This window comes from Janthinobacterium sp. PSPC3-1, assembly GCF_049896105.1.
In the GTDB taxonomy this organism is placed as follows: Bacteria; Pseudomonadota; Gammaproteobacteria; order Burkholderiales; family Burkholderiaceae_D; genus Janthinobacterium.
Window position 1 is genome coordinate 68,952 of sequence record NZ_JAFCTQ010000007.1, and the last position, 19,573, is coordinate 88,524.

At 63.3% G+C, this 19,573-nt stretch carries 21 protein-coding genes; 8 read left to right on the forward strand and 13 right to left on the reverse strand.

The window, feature by feature from the left end:
• Positions 1–4: 4 nt before the first annotated feature.
• The 11 genes from ACP7B7_RS10015 to ACP7B7_RS10065 form a co-directional block, all read right to left on the reverse strand.
• On the reverse strand, positions 5–481 hold the full coding sequence (locus ACP7B7_RS10015) for a flagellar basal body-associated FliL family protein (RefSeq protein WP_308920388.1): 477 nt from the start codon (positions 479–481) through the stop codon (positions 5–7).
• Complete coding sequence (locus tag ACP7B7_RS10020; RefSeq protein WP_308920389.1) at positions 481–2,355, reverse strand: flagellar hook-length control protein FliK; 1,875 nt, start codon at positions 2,353–2,355, stop codon at positions 481–483. The genes ACP7B7_RS10015 and ACP7B7_RS10020 overlap by 1 nt, the downstream gene beginning before the upstream one ends.
• Positions 2,352–2,669: a hypothetical protein gene (locus tag ACP7B7_RS10025; RefSeq protein WP_426076575.1), complete on the reverse strand. Its 318-nt coding sequence runs from the start codon at positions 2,667–2,669 to the stop codon at positions 2,352–2,354. Before ACP7B7_RS10025 ends, ACP7B7_RS10020 begins: the two co-directional genes overlap by 4 nt.
• On the reverse strand, positions 2,662–3,051 hold the full coding sequence (fliS, locus tag ACP7B7_RS10030) for a flagellar export chaperone FliS (protein WP_426076576.1): 390 nt from the start codon (positions 3,049–3,051) through the stop codon (positions 2,662–2,664). Before fliS ends, ACP7B7_RS10025 begins: the two co-directional genes overlap by 8 nt.
• Before the next feature lie 45 nt (positions 3,052–3,096).
• Positions 3,097–4,509, reverse strand: coding sequence for a flagellar filament capping protein FliD (fliD, locus tag ACP7B7_RS10035; protein ID WP_426076577.1), 1,413 nt, complete (start codon positions 4,507–4,509; stop codon positions 3,097–3,099).
• Between the two features lie 86 nt (positions 4,510–4,595).
• A complete protein-coding gene (locus ACP7B7_RS10040; RefSeq protein WP_312439583.1) occupies positions 4,596–5,033 on the reverse strand; it encodes a flagellar export protein FliJ in 438 nt (145 codons plus the stop codon).
• Between the two features lie 8 nt (positions 5,034–5,041).
• Positions 5,042–6,352 (reverse strand): flagellar protein export ATPase FliI, encoded by a 1,311-nt coding sequence (gene fliI / locus ACP7B7_RS10045; RefSeq protein ID WP_426076578.1) that lies wholly within the window; start codon positions 6,350–6,352, stop codon positions 5,042–5,044.
• Positions 6,349–7,038: a flagellar assembly protein FliH gene (gene fliH, locus ACP7B7_RS10050; RefSeq protein WP_308920395.1), complete on the reverse strand. Its 690-nt coding sequence runs from the start codon at positions 7,036–7,038 to the stop codon at positions 6,349–6,351. Before fliH ends, fliI begins: the two co-directional genes overlap by 4 nt.
• Positions 7,035–8,075 (reverse strand): flagellar motor switch protein FliG, encoded by a 1,041-nt coding sequence (locus ACP7B7_RS10055; protein WP_426076579.1) that lies wholly within the window; start codon positions 8,073–8,075, stop codon positions 7,035–7,037. Before ACP7B7_RS10055 ends, fliH begins: the two co-directional genes overlap by 4 nt.
• The gene (gene fliF / locus ACP7B7_RS10060; RefSeq protein WP_426076580.1) at positions 8,053–9,789 is read right to left on the reverse strand and encodes a flagellar basal-body MS-ring/collar protein FliF; all 1,737 of its coding nucleotides are present in this window, start codon (positions 9,787–9,789) and stop codon (positions 8,053–8,055) included. Before fliF ends, ACP7B7_RS10055 begins: the two co-directional genes overlap by 23 nt.
• A gap of 56 nt (positions 9,790–9,845) precedes the next feature.
• A complete protein-coding gene (locus ACP7B7_RS10065; protein WP_308920398.1) occupies positions 9,846–10,184 on the reverse strand; it encodes a flagellar hook-basal body complex protein FliE in 339 nt (112 codons plus the stop codon).
• A 56-nt stretch (positions 10,185–10,240) separates the two neighbouring features.
• Between ACP7B7_RS10065 and ACP7B7_RS10070 the strand changes: the two genes are divergently transcribed.
• The 8 genes from ACP7B7_RS10070 (at position 10,241) to ACP7B7_RS10105 (ending at position 17,079) form a co-directional block, all read left to right on the forward strand.
• A complete protein-coding gene (locus tag ACP7B7_RS10070; RefSeq protein WP_308920399.1) occupies positions 10,241–10,588 on the forward strand; it encodes a hypothetical protein in 348 nt (115 codons plus the stop codon).
• Positions 10,589–10,837: 249 nt separating this feature from the next.
• The gene (locus tag ACP7B7_RS10075; protein ID WP_308920400.1) at positions 10,838–11,635 is read left to right on the forward strand and encodes a FliM/FliN family flagellar motor switch protein; all 798 of its coding nucleotides are present in this window, start codon (positions 10,838–10,840) and stop codon (positions 11,633–11,635) included.
• Position 11,636: 1 nt separating this feature from the next.
• Positions 11,637–12,011 (forward strand): FliM/FliN family flagellar motor switch protein, encoded by a 375-nt coding sequence (locus tag ACP7B7_RS10080; protein WP_308920401.1) that lies wholly within the window; start codon positions 11,637–11,639, stop codon positions 12,009–12,011.
• Positions 12,008–12,778, forward strand: a complete 771-nt coding sequence (gene fliP, locus ACP7B7_RS10085) for a flagellar type III secretion system pore protein FliP (RefSeq protein ID WP_308920402.1) — start codon at positions 12,008–12,010, stop codon at positions 12,776–12,778. The genes ACP7B7_RS10080 and fliP overlap by 4 nt, the downstream gene beginning before the upstream one ends.
• Positions 12,779–13,051 (forward strand): flagellar biosynthetic protein FliQ, encoded by a 273-nt coding sequence (locus tag ACP7B7_RS10090; protein ID WP_094440865.1) that lies wholly within the window; start codon positions 12,779–12,781, stop codon positions 13,049–13,051. It begins immediately after the preceding gene.
• Positions 13,052–13,062: 11 nt separating this feature from the next.
• On the forward strand, positions 13,063–13,863 hold the full coding sequence (locus ACP7B7_RS10095) for a flagellar biosynthetic protein FliR (protein WP_308920403.1): 801 nt from the start codon (positions 13,063–13,065) through the stop codon (positions 13,861–13,863).
• Positions 13,853–14,992: an EscU/YscU/HrcU family type III secretion system export apparatus switch protein gene (locus ACP7B7_RS10100; RefSeq protein ID WP_308920404.1), complete on the forward strand. Its 1,140-nt coding sequence runs from the start codon at positions 13,853–13,855 to the stop codon at positions 14,990–14,992. The genes ACP7B7_RS10095 and ACP7B7_RS10100 overlap by 11 nt, the downstream gene beginning before the upstream one ends.
• Entirely contained in the window at positions 14,989–17,079 is a 2,091-nt protein-coding gene (locus ACP7B7_RS10105) for a flagellar biosynthesis protein FlhA (RefSeq protein WP_426076581.1), read from the forward strand. The genes ACP7B7_RS10100 and ACP7B7_RS10105 overlap by 4 nt, the downstream gene beginning before the upstream one ends.
• 1 nt (position 17,080) lies before the next feature.
• On the opposite strand, the gene ACP7B7_RS10110 is transcribed toward ACP7B7_RS10105, so the two are convergent.
• Together ACP7B7_RS10110 and ACP7B7_RS10115 are read right to left on the reverse strand one after the other, a co-directional pair.
• Entirely contained in the window at positions 17,081–18,148 is a 1,068-nt protein-coding gene (locus ACP7B7_RS10110) for a hypothetical protein (protein ID WP_426076582.1), read from the reverse strand.
• A 95-nt stretch (positions 18,149–18,243) separates the two neighbouring features.
• A complete protein-coding gene (locus tag ACP7B7_RS10115) occupies positions 18,244–19,422 on the reverse strand; it encodes a flagellin (RefSeq protein WP_426076583.1) in 1,179 nt (392 codons plus the stop codon).
• Positions 19,423–19,573: the final 151 nt, after the last annotated feature.

Below are 19,573 nucleotides of genomic sequence, written 5' to 3' on the forward strand. Positions count from 1 at the left end.
CGGCTTATTCAATGATCAGCTTGCCTACCATGACTTCACTGAACGGCTTTTCCATCTGCTCGCGTTCATAGCTGACAGTGAAAGCCTTGTTGATCTGCTCGGCGTACTGCTCCACCGTCATGGCTTGCGCCTTGTCCATCGAAAAGCTGGACAGGGTGCTGACGGCGATCGAGCGCATCAGCGGCAAATGGGATTTCGCCAGCTTTTCATTCTCTTCGGTGGTGGCGATCACCAGGTCGGCCGACAGATAATGCGTATCGGTTTCGCCGGGACCGTGGCGCAGCATCACGATGACCTTGTCGAGCGTGAGGAATTTGCGCGCCTTCTTGCCGGTCGCCGGCGGCGGCGCCGGCTTGGCGTCGGCAACCTCGCCGTGACCGGCCACCGGCTTGGCCAGGTACCACATGGCGCCGCCCGCGGCACCGGCGGCCAGCAGGGCCACCAGCACGAAGCCGCCGATCAGTTTTACTTTTGTATTCATCAGTTGTATTCCCGCTCATGCATGGCAAAGGTTGAGCCGTATCGTGTATCGGCAGGCGTGCCGTCGGACAGCGCGCGTCCCGGTTCGGCCTCGTCCTGCTGGCGTCCTGGCTGACGCTGGCCACGGCCATCGCCCTCGGCAAACGCCTGCGCGGCCGGGCTGCGCGGCGCGGCGCTGATAGTCACGGCCACCTCGGTGTACTGGCGCTGCGCCAGGTCGGTACGCATGGTTTCGCCGATGCCTTGCAACTGGCGCAACACTTCCGTGTTCGAGGCGGACAGGTTCACCTGCAGCGTGCCGGCCGTGTGGCGGATCGAAATGTCGATCCGGCCCAGCATCGGCGGATCGAGGCGGATCACCGCATGCTCGCTGTTGCGGCCGATCTGCGTCTGCAGGCGCTCGCCCAGCGCCTCGCGCAGCGGCTCCTGCCATTGCTGGGCAGGGCCGTTGAGCTTGATCGTGTCGGCGCCTGGCGTCGGCAGCGTACTGGCCGCAGCCGGCGCCGTCAGGCCCAGGCCTGCGGCAGGCGTCACTGCGGCTGTGGTGGAGGCAACGTTGCGTTCGGCGTCCAGGCTGCCGGCAACGGGGGCGGCAAACGATGGGCCGACCGTGCCTGCCTTTGCCGGCATGGCGGCAGTGTCGACCGGACCGGGATGCGGACGAAGCGCCGGCCGGACATCGACGGTGGTGTCGGCGGCAATGGTATTGCTGGCAGGGATATTGCTCACAGGCATGGATGGCAACACGGCAGCGGCTGGCGTGCCTGGCGCGGCGGCGGTGGCGGGTTCGAATGCCGCAGCAGTTCCATCGGACCTGGCCGACTGGACACGTGGCACAAGGCCTGGAACAGCCGGTGCCACGGCAGGGGGAGCGGGCAGGATGGCGCTTGCGGCCAGGTCGTCCGTGCCAGTGGCGGGCGCCGCTGGCACGCTGCCAGGCGCAAACGTTGCAATGGCAGCCGGCGTGATGGCCGGAATGAATGTTGCCGCAACAGCAGGCTGCACGGCAGCAACCGGCGCTGGCGCTTCCGCGGCGGCCGGCATGGCTTTGCCGCGCACGGCAGGCGCTGCGGTTTTTGTTTCGCCAGGCGGCACAGGCATGGCCGCCGCCAGTGGCTCGCCCAGCCGGGGCGCTGGCACCAGGGTGCCCAGTTGCGCATTGAATTGCATGGCGACCGGCCGCACCGCCAGCTGCGTGGTGGTGATCGCGGCCATGTCGCGCGGTGCGCCGGCAATCGCGGCGCGCGCGGTTTCCGGTGTCGCCGCCGCCGGGGCGGCGAGAGGCGTTGCCGTGCCGGGCGCCGTGGGCGCCGTGGGTGCCGTTGGCGCCGCTGCCACAGCTGGAGCAGCAGGAATTGATATCGCAACGGTGGCCGGCGTGGCGCTGACTGGCGTGATGGTGACAGGTGTGGCTGCAACCGGCACTGTGCCGGCTTCGGTCGCGATGACAGGGGCGGGTGCCGCCATGTCGTTGCCGCGGCTGCCGTCCATGTCGTGCCGCGGCGGTATCGCTGGTGGTGCCGCCGTCACCTGCGCAGACAGCCATGGCGCGGCCATGGACGGCAACGGGGTTGCTTGCGGCAACGCCGGCACGTCATCGGCTGGCGGTTGTTCGGGCTCGTCCGTCTTCGCGGGTGCCTCGGCGACCGGCCTGGCGGCATGCACGGCGTCGCCGAGGGCGTCCGCAAACAGCGGCATGGCAGGGGCGGGACGAATGCCGGCCAGCACAGGCGGTTGCGCTGTCACGGCCACACTTGCATCAATGGCGGCAGTGCCGCCAGTCGTGGGGGGGCTGCCGACAGTCACCGCTGCCATCGTGCCGAACAAATCGGCTGCGTTAAAACTCGCAGCCTTGAAATTGACTAAAGTATTCATGCTTGATTTCCATCTTGATACATGTCGCTTTCCAGCGCGTAGGCGACCCAGCCTTCCTGCTTGGAATGGATCTCGCCCAAGTGCAGGCCCAGCCTGTGCTTTTCATCGGAGCACAATTGAAACGCGCTTGCATGCGCCGCGCGCAGCGTGCGCAGCGCCACCTGCTCGTTCGCGCTCACGCCGCCCCGTTCGGACAGCAGCGCAAGCTGGCGCGCCAGGCGCTGGTCCAGCACATCGAGCGAGGCCCAATCCCGCTTGCCGGCAGCGGCCTGGATCTCGCGCGCGAACTGCAGCAGCAAGGCGCTGTTATCCATGCTTGGCCTGGACACCCAGCCAACCCTGCTTGATGGTGGTGAGCAAAGTCGTCACTTCGTCGATCAGCGCGGGGTCCAGGTTGATGCCGGCCAGGTAAAGGCGGCCAGTGCAATACTCATACAGACGGCCCAGGTTGGCGACCACCTCGCCACCTTGTTCGAAATCGAGCGAGCTCGACAGTCCGTTGATGATCTCCGTACATTTGTTCAGGCTGACAGCCTTTTGTTCGTAGCGTTTGCCGACGATATGTGCGCGCGCGCGCGCCAGTTCTTCCAGCAAGCCGTCGGTGAGCAGCAAGACCAGTTCGACTGGCGTGGCGCGCGAGGTTTGCGCATCCAGGTTGACGGCGTGGTAATCACTGTAGGCATCGTGGTTCATCATTTTCTTTCACTATAAAATGCTGAGACTGGCAACGGGCGCCAGCCTCTATTTTGTCTTGTCGTTGCCGAACAGGGCATCGAACATGTTGGTGGTTTGGGCCATTCGTTCCTGCAAGATTTGCAGTTCGGTAAATTGCGCCTTGTAGCGGTTGTACATGGTCGTGTAATCGGTTTCGAACTTGGCCTGCCGTTCTGTCAGCGTTTTTTGCAGCTTGGCCACCGAGGTTTCGCGCTGCGCCAGCTGGCCGTTGCTTGATGTCCATATTTCAACAAACTTGTCGAGCTTGCCGGCAATGCCGCTCGGGGCACTTGCCGAATTGTTGCCAATAGCCTTGTCGAGACCGGTCGGATTGGCTTTGACTGCCGCTGCCAGCTTGGTCGTGTCGAGGGCCAGGGTACCGTTGCGCTGCGCCGTGATGCCAAACGTGGCCAGCGCGCCGCTGGCTGTTTCGCGCAGGGTACGCACCAGCTGGTCGCGCAGGACGCGCACGCCGCTGTCGGTGGAAAACGCGCCGGCGGCCTTGCTGGAGGCCGGATCGCCGGGATCGGTCAGCCCATCGAGTACGGCTTTCAGTTTGTTGTAGGCGTCGACAAAGCTTTGCGCATTGGTGGCGGTGGCCGAGGTGTCGAGCGCCACCGTCAGCGTGATCGGCGCGTCGCCATCGGCCTGCGCTTTGGTAAATGTCATCTTCACGCCATCGATATTGCTGAAGGTGTTCGACGACTGCTTGACACGGTTGCTGGTGTCGCTCGGATCGGCAGGCTTGCCGCCAACCCAGATAATGGCGTCCTCGGCCTTGACCAGTTGCTTGGGCGTTGCGGCCAGCGAGTTTTTCAGATCGCCATCGGCCATCGCGCTCGCATCGATCGACAAGGCACCTTCTTCGCCACTGACATTCGACGTCAGCACCAGCTGGGCGATGCCGCCGATGGTGATCACGGACGCGGTGACGCGCGAATTGTTCTTCGGTTCGGCATTGATGGCGGCGGCGATTTCCTTGGCCGACAAGGTCGGGTCGATATCGGTATTGGCCTGGCTCAGGTCGACCGTGAAATCTGTATTATTCGCCAGCTTGATCTTCAGGGTGCCATCGCCGCTTGCAGGTACGGCACTACCGCCGATGCCGCCCAGCGAAATCTGGTTGCTGGTGGCCACTTTTTCCACGAACAGCGAATACGTGCCGGCCGCGGCTGACGCTGTGGCGGTGGCGCTGCCGACCGTGGTATTGCTGAAGGTGGCGCCCTGCGCGACCATGGTCTTGCTGCCAGTCAGCGACAACAGGCTAGACGTGAAGCTGGTCAAGGCCATCTTCATATTGGTCAGGCCAGCCGAGGTGGCTGTTGCGGCCTTGGTCTGCGCCGTGATGCGCGCTTGCAGGTCGGCCGTGTATTTGTCGGTCAGCGCCTGCGCCGATGCGGTCGGATCGTAGGTATTCGATGCGTTGGTGGAAATGGCCATGTCAGACTCCTAAAATTAGCATGCAGGATGTACACAATGACAAGGCGACCAAATATCGTCTTTTCCGAAATTATTTCTGCAAAACATTATTTTACCTGTCCACGGAACCAGAATTGGGTCGCCAGCTCATCCTGTCGTTTTGCATCCATCCGCTGTTGTTCCGTTGCAACGATGCGTTGTTTTTGCGTCAGTACCTGATCCAGCACTTCGCGCTTGGCCCAGGCCGTGTTCAGGGCGCGCTGCGATACCGCCATATTGGCCTCGTGCAGATGCAGGTCGGTGCGGTGCTGCTGCGCCATCTCCATCACCGACTGCTTGAAGTTGCCGCAGTTGACCGACAGCGCCAGGTGCAGGGCGCCGCTGGGGCCGCTGTCGGTGTACAGGCTGGTCAGGCGTTCGAGGTTCTTCTGGTAGCGCTCGCGCACGGCGGTTTGCGCCGCCATTTCGGTTTGCAGGCGCTCCACTTCGGTGCTGCGCAGGCCGACCAGGGTAGTCAGGTTGCGGATGGTATGCGAGTTGCTCATCAATGTGCCTAGGACATGATTTGTTCAAGTTGAGTAATGCAGGGTCCCATCGGCGCTTCTTCCTTGGTCCCCTGGCACAGGAACGCTTCGATCTGCGGATGCAGCTGCACCGCGCGGTCGGTGATCGGATCGGCGCCCGGCACATACGCGCCCAGCGGGATCAGGTCGCGCACGCGCGCATGGCGCGCCATCGCTGCCTTGAGGCCGCGCGCCGCCTGCATGTGGCCCGGTGCTATCACTTGCGCCATGCAGCGGCTGATGGAGGCGGCCACGTCGATGGCAGGGTAGTGGCCCCGTTCGGCCAGTTCGCGCGTCAGCACGATATGGCCGTCGAGAATCGCGCGCGCCGTGTCGACCACCGGATCCTGCTGGTCGTCGCCTTCGGCCAGCACGGTGTAGATGGCGCTCATGCTGCCATTTTCGTGGGCACCGTTGCCGGCGCTTTCCACCAGTTGCGGCAGATTCGAAAATACCGACGGCGGATAGCCGCGCGTGGCCGGCGGCTCGCCCAGGGCCAGCGCCACTTCGCGCAAGGCCATGGCATAGCGCGTGAGCGAATCGACCAGCAGCAGCACGTGCTGGCCCTGGTCGCGGAAATGCGCGGCGATCGAGTGGCACAGCTCGGTGGCCATGATGCGCATCAAGGGTGATTCGTCGGCCGGCGCGATCACCAGCACGGCCTTTTTCAAGCCTTCCGCGCCGAGCGACTTTTCGACGAACTCGCGCACCTCGCGGCCGCGCTCGCCGATCAGGCCGACCACCACCACGTCGGCCACGGTCTGGCGCGTGATCAGGCCCAGCAGCACGCTTTTCCCCACCCCGGAGCCGGCCATCAGGCCCACGCGCTGGCCCTTGCCCAGGGTCAGCATGCTGTTGATGGCGCGCACGCCGACGTCGAGCGGTTCGACCACCGGCTGCTTCTTCAGGGGATTGATCTTCGGCGGCGAGACGTCGAGGATATGCTCGCCGCCAAGGCGGCCCAGGTCGTCGATCGGCTCGCCCAAGCCGTTGATCATGCGGCCCAGCCAGGACGGCCCGATCTGCAGGCTGGCCTTGTCGGGCAGCGGCAGCACGCGCGCGCCGGTGGTGAGCCCGGCGGCCTTCTTGAACGGCATCAGGTAGGAGATTTTTTCGCGAAAGCCGACCACTTGCGCGTCCAGCCATTCACCGCTGACAGTTTCGATCTGGCAGCGCTGGCCCGTGTGCAGCTTGCAGCCGGCGCTTTCCAGCAGCAGGCCGGAAGCGCCCACCAGGCGGCCGGTGGGCGTGGCCACCGGGATATCGCCGATCTCGAAACTGCGCAGCGTGTCGGCGATCATGCAGGCGCGCCCTGGTCGGCGTGTTCGGCGGCCAGCGCCAGGTGGCTGCTGACCTGGTCCATGCAGGCGGCCAGGCGCTGATGGCAGCCGGCGTCGACTTCATTGTCGCCAGCCTTGATGCGGCATTCGCCGGCGTCAAGGCGCGCATCGGCGATCAGGTTCCAGCGCTTGGCGCGCTTCGGATCGAGTTCGCTGATGCGTTTCAATTCTTCGGGATTGAGGTAGACGTCGATTTCCTCGCGCGTCGGCGGCATCGAGGCCAGGGTCTCGTCGACCAGGGCCAGCAACTGCACCGGCTGCAGCGCCAGTTCGGCGCGGATCACCTGGCGCGCCACCTTGGCCACCAGGTCGACCACTTCCTTGCGCTGGGCCGCGCGGTAGTCGGCCCGTACTTTCTTCAGGTCGCGCAGGATCGCGTCGACCGGGCGCGCCAGCTTGTCGAGCGCCACCAGGGTTTCATTGCGGCCTTCTTCGCGGCCCTGGACCACGCCGTCGTTGCGGCCCGAGTCGTAGCCATCCTGCTGGCCGCGCACCAGGCCCACTTCATAGCCGTCGCGCTGGCCTTGCTCGAAGCCTTCCGAGACGGACGCCTGCCACTGGCCGTCGGTATCTTCGGAGCTCGAACGCTGGCCGGCGGCGATGAATTGCGACAGCGGCGGAAACCGGTAGGTGCGGAAAGGCTTCATTCGATCACCGCCTCGGCAAACAGTTGAACTTCGATTTCGCCGGCGTCGGCCAGTCCCTTGACGGTGGCCATGATTTCCTGGCGCGTCTGTTCGATGCGCGACATCGGCACCGGGCCGGAGCGGCGCATCATGTCCTCGAAGCTTTGCGCCTGGCGGCGCGGCATGGTTTTCAGCACCGCGTCGCGGATAGCCGGCTCGGCGCCCTTGAGGGCGATGGCCCACTGTTCCATCGGCACGTCTTCCAGGATGCGCGTGAGCGTGACATCGCTTTGCGTGGCCAGGATCAGGAAGTCGTACATGCTCAGTTCGATTTCCGAGACCACTTCCGGATCGTGCGCGCGCAGCAATTCGACCAGCGCGGCGCGGTTGCCCGGCATGCGGTTGAGGATTTCAGCGGTCTGGCGGATGCCTTCCACGCTGGTGCTCTGCGTATCGAGCGTGCCCAGGCAGCGGCCCACCAGTTCGTCCAGTTCGACCAGCAGGTCGCGGTCGATCTCGTCCAGGCGCGCCAGGTTCAGCAGCACCAGGTCGCGCCCTTCCATCGGCAGGGCGTCGAGGATCTGGCCGGCCAGCGCCGGCGGCAAAAAGGCCAGGAACACGGCCTGCATCTGCACGTGTTCGTTGACGATGTATTCGGCCAGCCACTTCGGCGAGGCCCACTGCAGGCGCGCCATTTTCGGCCGGATCGCGTCGCCGTAGATATTGTTCAGCACGCTATTCGCGATATCGCTGCCCAGCGCCAGGTCGAGCGAACGCTTGAGGTAGCTGCGCGAGGCGCCATGCACGCCGCTTTGCTGGCGGTAGTCGTCGAAAAAGGTCTGCATGGCGGTCTTCACGGCTTCGACCTTGATGCCGCTCATGCGCGACATCACCTGCGTCACCTCCAGCAGCTCTTCGCGCGACAGGCAGCGCAGCACGGCCGCCGCCTGTTCTTCGCCTATGCTCAGCAGCACGATGGCCGCCTGCTCGACCGGCGTCAGGCGGGTGTTTTCATCGTCCTGTTCGTCAGGGAAATTATTGTTGTTGAGTTCGGCCATTTTTCTGCATCCATTGTTTGACGACTTCGGCGACACGTTCCGGTTCTTTTTCCGCCAGCACTTTCAAGTGGTCGACCATCACGTCGACGGCCGAACCGGGCGGTGGCAGGTTGTAGTTTTCCAGCAGCGGCACCACCGGCATGTTGCCGCCGGCAGCCGCCGCGCCTTCGAGTGCCGGCGCGCCGGGTGCGGCGCCCAGCGCCGGCACGGCCGCTGCGCTGCCCGCCGTGCCGGTAGCGGCGGCGGTCAGGCCGTTGCCGGGCAGCGCCAGGGCGGGATCGAGCTGCTTCAGTTCCGGTGGCGCCAGGCGGCTGGTAAGCAGGCGCAGCAGCGGCCGCAGGACCAGGAAATAACCGAGCACGGCGCCCAGTGCGTACAGCAGCCAGCTGCTGAAGTCGACCACAGTATCGCGTTCTTCCCACCATTGCGCCACTGGCTGTTTGGCAGGGAAGGGCAGGGTGGTCAGGCTCAGGCTGTCGCCGCGCTGGGCATTGATGCCCAGGCCGCTGCGCAGCATTTTTTCGATATTCGCCAGTTCGGCCGGCGTCCAGCCGGCCTTGGCGTCGGGCGCGGCGGCGCTGTTGAGTACGACGGCCACGCTGAGTTTTTCCAGTCGGCCACGGCTGCGCTTGATCTGCGTGATGCTGCGGTCATAGGCGTACTGGCGGGTGGTCGCATTCTTGCGGGCGGTGCCGTCGTCGGCCGGTTTCGGTGCGCCGCCATCGGCGCCCGCTTCACCGGCCGGGGCCGGCACTGCGGCGGCCGGCGGCCGGTTCGACAGGCTGCCCGGAATGCCGGCCACGGTGCGGTTGCGCTCCTGCTCCTCGCGCATCGCCTCGCTGGTCACTTTCGGCGCTTCGCCGTATTTTTCCAGGGTTTCCTCGACCCGGTCATTGTCGACCGCGGCCGTCACGCTGAGCTTGAAATTGTCTTCGCCGAGGACCGGGCCGAGCAGGCCGGTGATATTGCGGCGGATTTCATCCTGGTAGCGCTTGGCGCCTTCGTTGCCGGCGGCCGAGGCGTCGAAGCCGTCGGCCAGGTCGATATGCGAGGACAGCAGGTTGCCGCCCTGGTCGACCAGGCTGACGCGGGTCGGCGCCAGGCTGGCCACGCTGCCGGCCACCATGTTGATCACGGCGGCGATCTGTTCCGGCGCCAGGGTGCGGCCCGGTTTCACCGCCACCACGATCGAGGCCGACGACTTGTCGCCATCGCTGGCGACGAACGAGGTCGACTTGGCGATCGACAGGTGCACGCGCGCCGAGGCGATCGCATCCATGGTCATGATGCTTTGCGCCAGCTCGCCTTCCAGGCCGCGCCGGAAGCGCACGTCCTGCACGAATTGCGACACGCCCAGCGGGTCGTTCTTGTCCATCAGCTCCAGGCCGGCCGGCAGTTGCGCCGTCACGCCTTTCGAGGCCAGCAGCATGCGCACCTTGCCCAGCATGGCGTCGGGCACCAGCACCTGGCCGCTATCCGGATGCAGGCGGTACGGAATGTGTTCGGCGTCCAGGGTCGCCATCATGTCGGTGACCGCCACTTTTTCGCGCGCGCCGAACACCGGCTTGTAGTTGGCCTGGTCGCGCCAGAAATACATCATCACCATGGCGGTAATGCCGATGGCCAGGACAACGATGGGAACCAGGTTTTTCAGCAGGGCGGGTGGAACGGCGGGCTGGGCGCCAAGGCGCCAGCGCGCAAATGCGGACTTCATGGGGGTAATCACGTGGAATGACTTTCGCTTGGAGGCTGGGCGTGGGGGTAAGCGTATTACAGAGGCAGTTTGATCAATTCATCGACGGCGCCCATGACCTTGTTGCGTACCTGCATCAACATGGAAAAGGACAGGCTCGCTTCCTGGCTGGCCAGCATGGCGCCGACCAGGTCGTCGCTCTTGCCGCTGTCGACATCGCTGACCTTTTGCGCGGCCATGCGTTCATCGGTGTTGATCTTGCTGAAGGCATCCTGCATGCTTTGCGCAAAGGAAAAGCCTGACGGTTCCTGCGCGCCAAAGTTGGCGGCCGGCGCGATGCTGGCTCCCAGCGCGCGCGCATCGTTGCCCAGTGCTGCCAGGTCGGCCTTGATCAGACCTGCGAGTTCATTGCTCATCTTGCCCTCTACTTTCAAAATGCGGTGCGGTATCAATCAGAATTACTGGTGTTGCCATGTCGCCTGGCCCGGTGTTATCGGACCCATCAGTTTTATCAGTTGCCACGCCACGCACTGCGAGAACGATTTTCAAGCAAACTCACACTGTCGTATGCAATATGTCTGCAGGCCATGACAATAATAGTCAGCCGATAAAAACGGCATTTGACGGCAATATCAAACAAAATCAAATTGTCATCAAAGCGGAAATCGGCGAGGTGGAATGGCGTGCTGCAAAGCGATATTTTATGGTCGCAAGCTTACCTCGCGGCAACTATAAAGTAAAGGACGGATTGCCCTCGCCAATATTGACTCATGGCAATATGTATCGATTTACTGTATTGTTCAGCACCGTGGAGAACTAAGATAATCCGAAAGGCGCAATCGTTTGCTCGTGCATTGCGTTGCAGCATAGCGAGCGCTTGCCTTTTCTGTTCCGATTCCGCCGGTAATGGCGAGTGACGCTGTATATCCGCTGTATGCAAGACCGGACGATCCCGTATAATTTGTTCTGCCATCGCAATACCGACATGACCCACATGATAACTACCAAGACAGATCAAACTTTGCGCCATCAAGTCCTCGATTCCTGTCTGCTTGGGCGTCCTGTCCACTTGTTGCACGTCTTCGGCGCCCAGTTGCGTGACGACCTGGCAAGCGGACTGCGCCTGCCGATGAGCCGCCGCTACTGGGGTAATTTCCAGATCGACGACGTCAGCCTGTCGCGCGTGGACAACGAAGACAACAGCAACCGCTGGCTCGCCTTTGCCTCGCCGGCCGGCCAGGCCGGCTTTTCGCTGGACCGCCAGATCCTATTGCACGTACTGAATTATCGCTACGGCCGCGCCGGCACGAAGAGCGTGGCGGCCGATCCGGCCACCGTGCGCGTGACGGCCACCGAAGAGCGCCTGGCTGTGGTGCTGGGACAACAATTGATCGCCAGCCTGTTTGCGCGCATCCACAATAATCTGCAGGCGGTCGGCAAGGCGAGCAGCATCGATCCGGCGGCAGTGCTGGCGGTGCAGCCCGGCGTGCGCCCCGCGCGCGGCAGCTGGATCGTCACCATTTCGCTCAGCGATGCCGAAGCCGGCCTGGCCGGACAAATCTGGTTTTCTCTCGACAAGCCATTGATGGCCGACGTGTTGCGTGGCCTGCTGCCCGAACGCGCGCAGGCGAAAAAGGCGCTGCGCAGCGTGCGCCCGCTCGCTTCGCGCTTGCAGGTGACGCTGGAAGGGCGCCTGGTCAGCAAGCAGGTGCAACTGGGCGCCTTGTTCGACCTGCGGGTGGGCGACGTGATTCCCGTCAGCCTCAGCCGCACCGATGTGATGCTCGACGATTCACGGCTGTTTACGGCCGCCGTTTCCGAACACAAGGGCAAGCTCTGTCTAACCTCATTTGAAGATGTTGAATAATATGAATATTACCGATACCAACCAGAGCGAAACCTTGCTGGAAGACCTGGGCGATGACATGATCATCGACCAGGGCGATGTGAACGGCGTGAGCGACGTGACCAGCACGCGCGCGCGGCGCGACATTCCGCAGATGATGCGCAAGATTCCCGTCACCCTGACCCTGGAAGTGGGCTCGGCCCGCATCTCGCTCGAAGAGCTGATGGCGATCGGCCCGGACAGTGTGATCGAACTCGACATGCTGGCCGGCGAACCGCTGGTGATCAAGGTCAACGGCACGCCGATCGGCCGTGCCGAGGTGGTGGTGGCCGGTGAAAACTACGGCCTGAAGGTAATCGATCTCGATGGCCTCAATCTCGACCTGATGACAGCATGAAGCTGGCGGTAACCGGCTGGCGCCGCCACCGCGGCGCGCTGGCCGCGGCGGCCGCCGTGCCCTTGCTGATGCTGGCGTGCGCCAGCGCCGGCGCACAGGATCTGCTGGCCGGCGTGGTGCCTGGCGCAAAGACCGACCTGTCGGTCAAGATGCAGATCCTGGTCATCATGACCTTGCTGGGCCTGTTGCCCTTGATGGTCATGATGATGACCAGTTTCACCCGTTTCGTGATCGTGCTGTCCCTGCTGCGCCAGGCCCTGGGCCTGCAGCAGGGCTTGCCCAACCGTATCGTCACCGGCATCGCCCTGATCTTGACCCTGCTGGTGATGCGCCCGATCGGCGAACAGGTGTGGAAAGAGGCGTTCGTGCCGTACGACCGCGACCAGATCGGCCTGCAGCAGGCCCTGAAAACGGCCGAAGTGCCGATCACCCGCTTCATGCTGGCGCAGACGAGCAAGGCGGCGCTGGCGCAGATCGCCCACCTGGCCGGCGAGCCGTCGACCATGCGCCCGCAGGATCACAGTTTTACCGTCAAGCTGGCCGCCTTCGTGCTGTCGGAATTGAAGACCGCCTTCCAGATCGGCTGCATGCTGTTCATTCCCTTCCTGATCATCGATCTGGTGGTGGCCTCGGTGCTGATGGCGATGGGCATGATGATGCTCTCGCCGCTGGTCATCTCGTTGCCGTTCAAGCTGCTGCTGTTCGTGCTGGTCGATGGCTGGACCCTGACTGTCAACACGCTGGTCACCAGCATACAGGCCTATTAAATGCTGACGCCGGAAGTTGCCGTTGACCTGGTCATCGAAGCGCTGCACATTGTCATGCTGCTGGTCGTGGTGCTGGTCGTCCCCGGTTTGCTGATGGGGCTGGTCGTGGCCTTGGTGCAGGCCGCCACGCAGATCAATGAGCAGACGCTGAGCTTTTTGCCCAGGCTGCTGGTCACCCTGCTGGCGCTGATCCTGGCCGGGCGCTGGATGTCGGGCTATCTGATGGATTATTGCGTGTCGATTTTTCAGCGCGCCGCCACCCTGGTCGGCTAGCGGGCGGGCGCATGAACGAGATTTTCAACCAGGTGCTGCCGTTCCTGCTGGCTGTATGGTGGCCGTTCTGCCGCATCCTGGCCATGCTCAGCGCCTCGCCCGTGATCGGCGACGTCACCGTGCCGGTCACCGTGCGCATCCTGTTGTCGCTGATCCTGGCGATCCTGATGCTGCCGGTGATGCAGGCCTCGGGCGCGTCGCGTGAACTCTTGAGCATCGATCCGTTTTCGCTGTACGCCATCGTCGCCACCCTGGAGCAGGCCGTGATCGGCTTTATCCTGGGCCTGGCGTTTCACTTCGCCATGTCGGTGATGTCGGTGCTGGGTTTCCTGGTGTCGAGCCAGGTGGGTTTTTCGATGGCCGTCATGAACGACCCGCTCAACGGCACCTCGTCGGACGTGATTTCGGGGCTGCTCACCATCATGTGCATGATCGTGTTTTTCGCCATCGACGGCCACCTGGTGCTGACCGGCGTGATCGGCGCCAGCTTCAAGGCCTGGCCGGTGGGGCAGGGCTATGGACCGATGCTGCTGCAGACGGTGGCCTACAACGTCTCGTGGATCTTTGCCGCCGCCATGCTGCTGGCCCTGCCGATCGTGTTTTCCACCATGGTGGTACAACTGGGTTTCGGTTTCCTGAACCGCGTGGCGCCGTCGCTGAACCTGTTTTCGCTGGGCTTTTCCATGATTACCGTGTTTGGCCTGCTGATGCTGGCGCAGATCGTGAAATTCATTCCCGAGCACTATATCGCCATGACCAACCGCGTGCTCGACATGATTCAACAACAGATGCGGGTGGCCCATGGCGGATAGCAGCACCGGCGACAAGACCGAAAAGGCGTCACAGCAGAAGCTGAAGAAGTCGCGCCAGGAAGGGCAGGTGGTGCGCTCGCGCGATCTGTCGACGGCGCTCGGCATCCTGATCAGCATGAAGCTGTTCGTGTACCTGCTGCCGGGCTACCTGGAAAGCTTTCGCGAGCTGTTCGCGATGTCCTTCATGCCGCTCGACAGTACGGGCGCGCTCGACAATGCCATGTCGACCGCGTTCACCACCTCGGTCGGCCTGTTGATCAAGATGATCCTGCCGCTGTTCTGCGTGCCGTTTTTTGTCGTGCTGGGCTCCCTGGTCCCGGGCGGCTGGGTGATCAGCACCAAGAACTGGATGCCGAAAATGGAGCGCCTGAGTCCGGCGAAAAACCTGGGACGGCTGGTGAGCCCCAAGCATGGCTTCGAGTTCGGCATCTCGATCGCCAAGGCCGTGGTGCTGGGCATGGTGCTGGTGCATGTCAGCCGCTCCAGCCTGGCGCAATACGTGGACCTGCAGCACCGGCCATTGCAGCAGGCCATGCTCGACGGCTCGGCGCTGATGCTCGACGGCCTGATGGCGCTCATTTCCGTGTTTATCCTGTTCGCCATCATCGACGTGCCGGCGCAGGCGTTCTTCTTTGCCAAGAATCAGCGCATGAGCAAGCAGGATGTGAAGGAAGAGCACAAGAGCAGCGAAGGGCGGCCCGAAGTGCGTCAGCGCATCCGCCAGTTGCAGCAGCAGCTGGGCCGGCGCAGCGTGCGCAAGACGGTGCCCGACGCCGACGTGGTGATCGTCAATCCGGAGCATTATGCGGTGGCCCTCAAGTACGACCAGGACCGTGCCGAGGCGCCGTTCGTGGTGGCCAAGGGCGTCGATGAAATGGCGCTGTATATCCGGCAAGTGGCAAAAGAGCACAATATTGAAACACTCGAGCTGCCGCCGCTGGCGCGCGCCATCTATAACACCAGCCAGGTGCAGCAGCAGATTCCCGTGCAGCTGTACCAGGCCGTATCGCAGGTGCTGAACTACATCCTGCAACTGAAAGCATTCCGGTCGGGGCAGCGCGCTGCCCAGCCCCTGTTACCCACCGAGATGGCAGTGCCATCGAATCTGAGCGAGGTTGTACCGTCATGAATTTCCTGAACCGACTGGTTGCCGAGATGCGCCGCCACAAGTTCGCCACACCGATGTTCCTGTTGGTGATCCTGGCAATGATCATCTTGCCGCTGCCGCCGGTGCTGCTCGATATCCTGTTCACCTTCAATATCGTGCTGGCCCTGATCGTCATCCTGGTCAGCGTCTCGGCCAAGCGGCCGCTCGATTTCTCGGTCTTCCCGACGGTGATCCTGGCCACCACCATGCTGAGGCTGACCCTGAACGTGGCCTCGACGCGGGTGGTGCTGCTGCATGGCCATACGGGCGCGGACGCGGCCGGTAAAGTGATCGAAGCGTTCGGTAACGTGGTGATCGGCGGCAACTTCGTGGTCGGTATCGTGGTCTTCGTGATTTTGATGATCATCAACTTCGCGGTGGTGACCAAGGGCGCGGAGCGGATTTCCGAAGTGTCGGCGCGCTTTACGCTGGACGCCTTGCCGGGCAAGCAGATGGCGATCGACGCCGACCTGAACGCCGGCCTGATCAACCAGGAAAAAGCCCAGATCCGCCGCAAGGACGTGGCCGCCGAAGCGGACTTCTATGGCGCCATGGACGGCGCCTCGAAATTCGTGCGCGGCGACGCCGTCGCCAGTATCTTGATTCTGATCATCAACATGGTCGGCGGCGTGGCGATCGGCTCGCTGATGCACGACCTGTCGTTCGGCGACGCTTTCCGCCAGTACGCCTTGCTGACCATCGGCGATGGCCTGGTGGCGCAGATCCCGGCGCTGCTGCTGTCGGCCGCGGCCGCCATTCTGGTCACCCGCATCAGTGATTCGGGCGACTTCGAGCAGCAGGTGGCGGGCCAGGTGCTGACCTCGCCAACGGTACTGTTCAGCGCGTCGGGCATGATGGTGGCGCTGGCCCTGATCCCGGGCATGCCGTGGTTCATGTTCATGACGTTTGCGGCGGTGCTGGCGTTTGTTGCCTGGCGCCTCACGCAGCAGCGCATCAAGGCACCCGATAACTCCGGCATGGCGGCCATCGAAGCGGCCTTGCTCGGCGACAAGCCAGCCGAGCTGGAATGGCAACAGTTGCCGGCCGTACAGCCGCTGATGGTGATGCTCGGCTACAAGCTGGTGGGCATGGTCGACAAGACCCAGGGCGAGCCACTGAACAAGCGCGTCAAGGGCGTGCGCCAGAGCCTGTCCGAAGCGATGGGATTGTTGTTGCCGCCGATCGGCGTGCGCGACGACCTGGCCCTCAAACCCTCGCAATACACCATCATGCTGTCGGGCACGGTGGTGGCACAGGCCGAGGTGCAGGCCGACCGCCTGATGGCGATTCCGTCGCCGAACGTGTACGGCCAGCTCGATGGCATTCCCGGCATCGAGCCGGCCTACGGCATGCCCGTCACCTGGATCGAGCCAGGCGCGAAGTCGCATGCGCTGGGCATGGGCTACCAGGTGATCGAGGCGCCCAGCGTGATCGCCACCCATTTGTCGAAAATGATCCGCGAATACCTGCCGGAACTGTTCCGCCACGAAGATGTGTCGCACATGATGGAACGGCTGACGGCGCTGTCGCCGAAGCTGGCCGACGCGCTGGGCAAGGCGCTGACGCACACCCAGCTGCTGCGGGTATTTCGCGTGCTGCTGGCCGAGAATGTGTCCTTGAAGGATATTGTGCCGATCGCCACCACCTTGCTCGACAGTTCGGAGACGACCAAGGATCCGATCCTGCTGGCGGCCGAAGTGCGCTGCGCGCTGCGGCGCCAGATCGTCGGCGGCCTGTTCGGCCAGAAGATGGAAATGCAGGCGTTCAACCTGGGCGGCGAGCTGGAAAACATGCTGCTGGGTTCCTTGAACCAGGCGCGCCAGTCCGGCAAGGTGACACTGGACAACTACCCGATCGACCCGCATCTGCTGTCGCAGCTGCAGGTGAACATGCCGGTCGCGCGCGAACAGATGAAGCAGCAGGCCACGCCGCCGCTGCTGCTGGTGCTGCCGCAGATCCGTCCGCTGCTGGCGCGCTATGCGCGCCTGTTCGCGCCGGGCCTGCACGTGCTGTCGTATAACGAGATCCCGGAAAACCGCGAAGTGAGCATCATCGGCACCGTAGGATAAGTCAATCCTGCTCGTCGATGGGCGTGAGTAGTGCCGGTTCCGGCGCATCGGCCGGCAGCACGATTTCTTCCAGCGTGGCGTCGCCCCAGTAGTCCTTCGGCGCCGCCACTTCCTTTGACATGATCACCGGCTCTTCTGGCACCGCCGGCGCAGCTTCCGGCCCGGCCGGATCCTGCGCCACTTCCGCTGGCGGGCGCGTCAGCAGCAACGCCACCCCGGCCATCGCCTGGAACAGCGGCTGCGACAGCGCCGCAGCGGCCGCCTGCATCGGATAGCCGGCGTGCGCCGGCTGCGCATGCAGCACGCGGTTCAAGCGGCAGCGCAGCAGCCGCAGGCCGGCCTGGCGCACGCAATCGGCGATCTCGGCCAGCATGCGGCGCAAGTGCGCCAGGACCAGTTCGTCATCGGACGCCAGTTCCAGCAGCACGCCATCGTTGGCCGGCTCCATCTGGATCACCACCCGCCCCACGCCATCGATCAGCAGTTCGACCCGCAGCGCCACCTTGCCGTTGCGCTTGCGCGGCGCGGCATCTTCCTCGCCGCCAGGCAGCACGCGCAGCAGCAGGCGCTGCCCGCTCCAGCCGTAGACGACAAAGCGCCACGCTTCCGTGTCAAGCGGCAGGGACGGGCGCAGCACCGGCTGCTGTTCGGCCATGAACAGGTTGCCGGGCAGGTGCTGGCCGCGCGCGTGTTCCTGCAGCGCGGCATATTGCTCGCCATAGGTTTTCACCATCACGCGCCAGGAGGCGGCCAGCTGCGCCGCGTCGGGCGGCTGCCACACCAGCTGGCGCGTAAAGAATAATTGATTGACCTGCATCGCGCTGCTGTCGCGCGCGGTGGCGCCCAGGCCCGGGTCGCCCGCGCTCGGCTTGACCAGCGCCGCCAGCGCGTCTTGCGCCTGGCCCAGCTGCGCCGGCAGGGTGCCGGCGTCGGGCGCCGGCGCCATGAAGGGGCCGACAGGCACCAGCGGCATCACCACCCCGGGCGTCAGCGGCGTGGCCGGGCTGACGTCGAGGCGCTGCGTAATCAGGGGCAGGGCATTGCCTGCGGAGATGCGGTCTATCGCCATTGCTGTTCCTCCCGCCTGGGATGAAAAAAAAGCCAACTGCTTGCGCAGTTGGCTCTGGTCTGCCTGACCTGAGCCAGGTCAGGAGAATAATACTATTATTGCAGCAGGGACATGACCATCGACGACATGCTGTTGCTTTGTTTCAGCATGGCGGTACCAGCTTGCAGCAGCATTTGCGACGCGGTCATGTTCGAGCTTTCGGTCGCGAAGTCGGTATCCATGATACGGCCGGCTGCACCTTGCGTGTTGGTGCTGACGTTGGCCAGGTTGGTGGCTACGTGGTCCAGACGGTTACCCGCCGCGCCCAGTGCCGAACGTGCCGTGCCGACCGAATCGATTGCTGTTTGCAGTTTGTCGATGGCTGCCGATGCGCCGCCAGCGGCGGTCAGTTCGGTGCCAACGGTGCTGGCTGCCGCGCCGAAGGTGTTGAAGTTGGCGGTGGATCCCTTGATCGCGACCTGCATCGCACCCAGTTGCGACGACAGGTCAAAGCTCATCGTTTCGGTGGTCGACGCGCCGATCTGGAACTGCAGGTTGGCGGCAAACTTGCCGTCGCCCGTACCTGGAGCTGCTGCAGCGCTTTTCTCTGCTAATGCGTGATACGCAGTCGAGGCAGCTGATTTGGCGACTGCCACAGCGTTGGCTTTGTTGGCATCAGCACTGCTTTTTGCCGCAGTTGTCAACGCAGTCGCGAGCGCGTCTGTTGGCCCGGCATCGTAATTGCTTTGTGCTGTGGCCAAGGCGGAGGTTGCGGTATTTGCCTTGTTCAAAGTGCCGGTGCCGGTGCTGCTACCTACAGCGGTTGCATCTACGGATTTTGCCAACAAGGCAGCCGAGACATCGCTTGCGTTAGCCTGTTTCGACATCAGCTTGGCGCCAGCAAACGAAGTGTTGCCCAGAACATTGCTGAGTTCATTCGTCAGCGTATCGAATTCAGCTTGCATTGCGGCACGGTCATCGGCTGTCGACGAACCGTCGGCAGCTTGCGTAGCCAGATCTTTCATGCGGACCAGGATGTTGACGCTTTCGCCCAGCGCGCCGTCAGCGGTCTGGATCATCGAGGTAGCGTTTTGTGTGTTGCGCATGGCCATGGCCATACCGCTGGTCTGGGCTTTCAGGCGGGTTGCAATTTGCAGGCCTGCAGCGTCGTCCATTGCCGAATTGATGCGGTAGCCGGTAGAGAGGCGCGTCATCGAGGTCGACAGCGATTGTTGGGTTTTCGAGATCGACGATTGGGCGGACAGGGCCGCTGCATTGGTGTGAAGGCTCAGCATGAAGGTGCTCCAGTTAGGTGGTTACGGTGCGGAGCAGCAGTTTTTTGCGCTCTCACAAGTACAAGACGACCGTTCTTTCTGGAAAATTAAATTCTTTTGAGAAATTTTTGAAATTTTCTTCATTTGCTTGCATGAGTTATCGAATACCTAT

Bases quoted from the DNA above. Each gene is read 5' to 3' on its own strand.
- ACP7B7_RS10015 (WP_308920388.1), bottom strand. From the start codon at position 481: ATGAATACAAAAGTAAAACTGATCGGCGGCTTCGTGCTGGTGGCCCTG.
- ACP7B7_RS10020 (WP_308920389.1), bottom strand. From the start codon at position 2,355: ATGAATACTTTAGTCAATTTCAAGGCTGCGAGTTTTAACGCAGCCGAT.
- ACP7B7_RS10025 (WP_426076575.1), bottom strand. From the start codon at position 2,669: ATGGATAACAGCGCCTTGCTGCTGCAGTTCGCGCGCGAGATCCAGGCC.
- fliS (WP_426076576.1), bottom strand. From the start codon at position 3,051: ATGATGAACCACGATGCCTACAGTGATTACCACGCCGTCAACCTGGAT.
- fliD (WP_426076577.1), bottom strand. From the start codon at position 4,509: ATGGCCATTTCCACCAACGCATCGAATACCTACGATCCGACCGCATCG.
- ACP7B7_RS10040 (WP_312439583.1), bottom strand. From the start codon at position 5,033: ATGAGCAACTCGCATACCATCCGCAACCTGACTACCCTGGTCGGCCTG.
- fliI (WP_426076578.1), bottom strand. From the start codon at position 6,352: ATGATCGCCGACACGCTGCGCAGTTTCGAGATCGGCGATATCCCGGTG.
- fliH (WP_308920395.1), bottom strand. From the start codon at position 7,038: ATGAAGCCTTTCCGCACCTACCGGTTTCCGCCGCTGTCGCAATTCATC.
- ACP7B7_RS10055 (WP_426076579.1), bottom strand. From the start codon at position 8,075: ATGGCCGAACTCAACAACAATAATTTCCCTGACGAACAGGACGATGAA.
- fliF (WP_426076580.1), bottom strand. From the start codon at position 9,789: ATGAAGTCCGCATTTGCGCGCTGGCGCCTTGGCGCCCAGCCCGCCGTT.
- ACP7B7_RS10065 (WP_308920398.1), bottom strand. From the start codon at position 10,184: ATGAGCAATGAACTCGCAGGTCTGATCAAGGCCGACCTGGCAGCACTG.
- ACP7B7_RS10070 (WP_308920399.1), top strand. From the start codon at position 10,241: ATGTCGCCTGGCCCGGTGTTATCGGACCCATCAGTTTTATCAGTTGCC.
- ACP7B7_RS10080 (WP_308920401.1), top strand. From the start codon at position 11,637: ATGAATATTACCGATACCAACCAGAGCGAAACCTTGCTGGAAGACCTG.
- fliP (WP_308920402.1), top strand. From the start codon at position 12,008: ATGAAGCTGGCGGTAACCGGCTGGCGCCGCCACCGCGGCGCGCTGGCC.
- ACP7B7_RS10090 (WP_094440865.1), top strand. From the start codon at position 12,779: ATGCTGACGCCGGAAGTTGCCGTTGACCTGGTCATCGAAGCGCTGCAC.
- ACP7B7_RS10095 (WP_308920403.1), top strand. From the start codon at position 13,063: ATGAACGAGATTTTCAACCAGGTGCTGCCGTTCCTGCTGGCTGTATGG.
- ACP7B7_RS10100 (WP_308920404.1), top strand. From the start codon at position 13,853: ATGGCGGATAGCAGCACCGGCGACAAGACCGAAAAGGCGTCACAGCAG.
- ACP7B7_RS10105 (WP_426076581.1), top strand. From the start codon at position 14,989: ATGAATTTCCTGAACCGACTGGTTGCCGAGATGCGCCGCCACAAGTTC.
- ACP7B7_RS10110 (WP_426076582.1), bottom strand. From the start codon at position 18,148: ATGGCGATAGACCGCATCTCCGCAGGCAATGCCCTGCCCCTGATTACG.
- ACP7B7_RS10115 (WP_426076583.1), bottom strand. From the start codon at position 19,422: ATGCTGAGCCTTCACACCAATGCAGCGGCCCTGTCCGCCCAATCGTCG.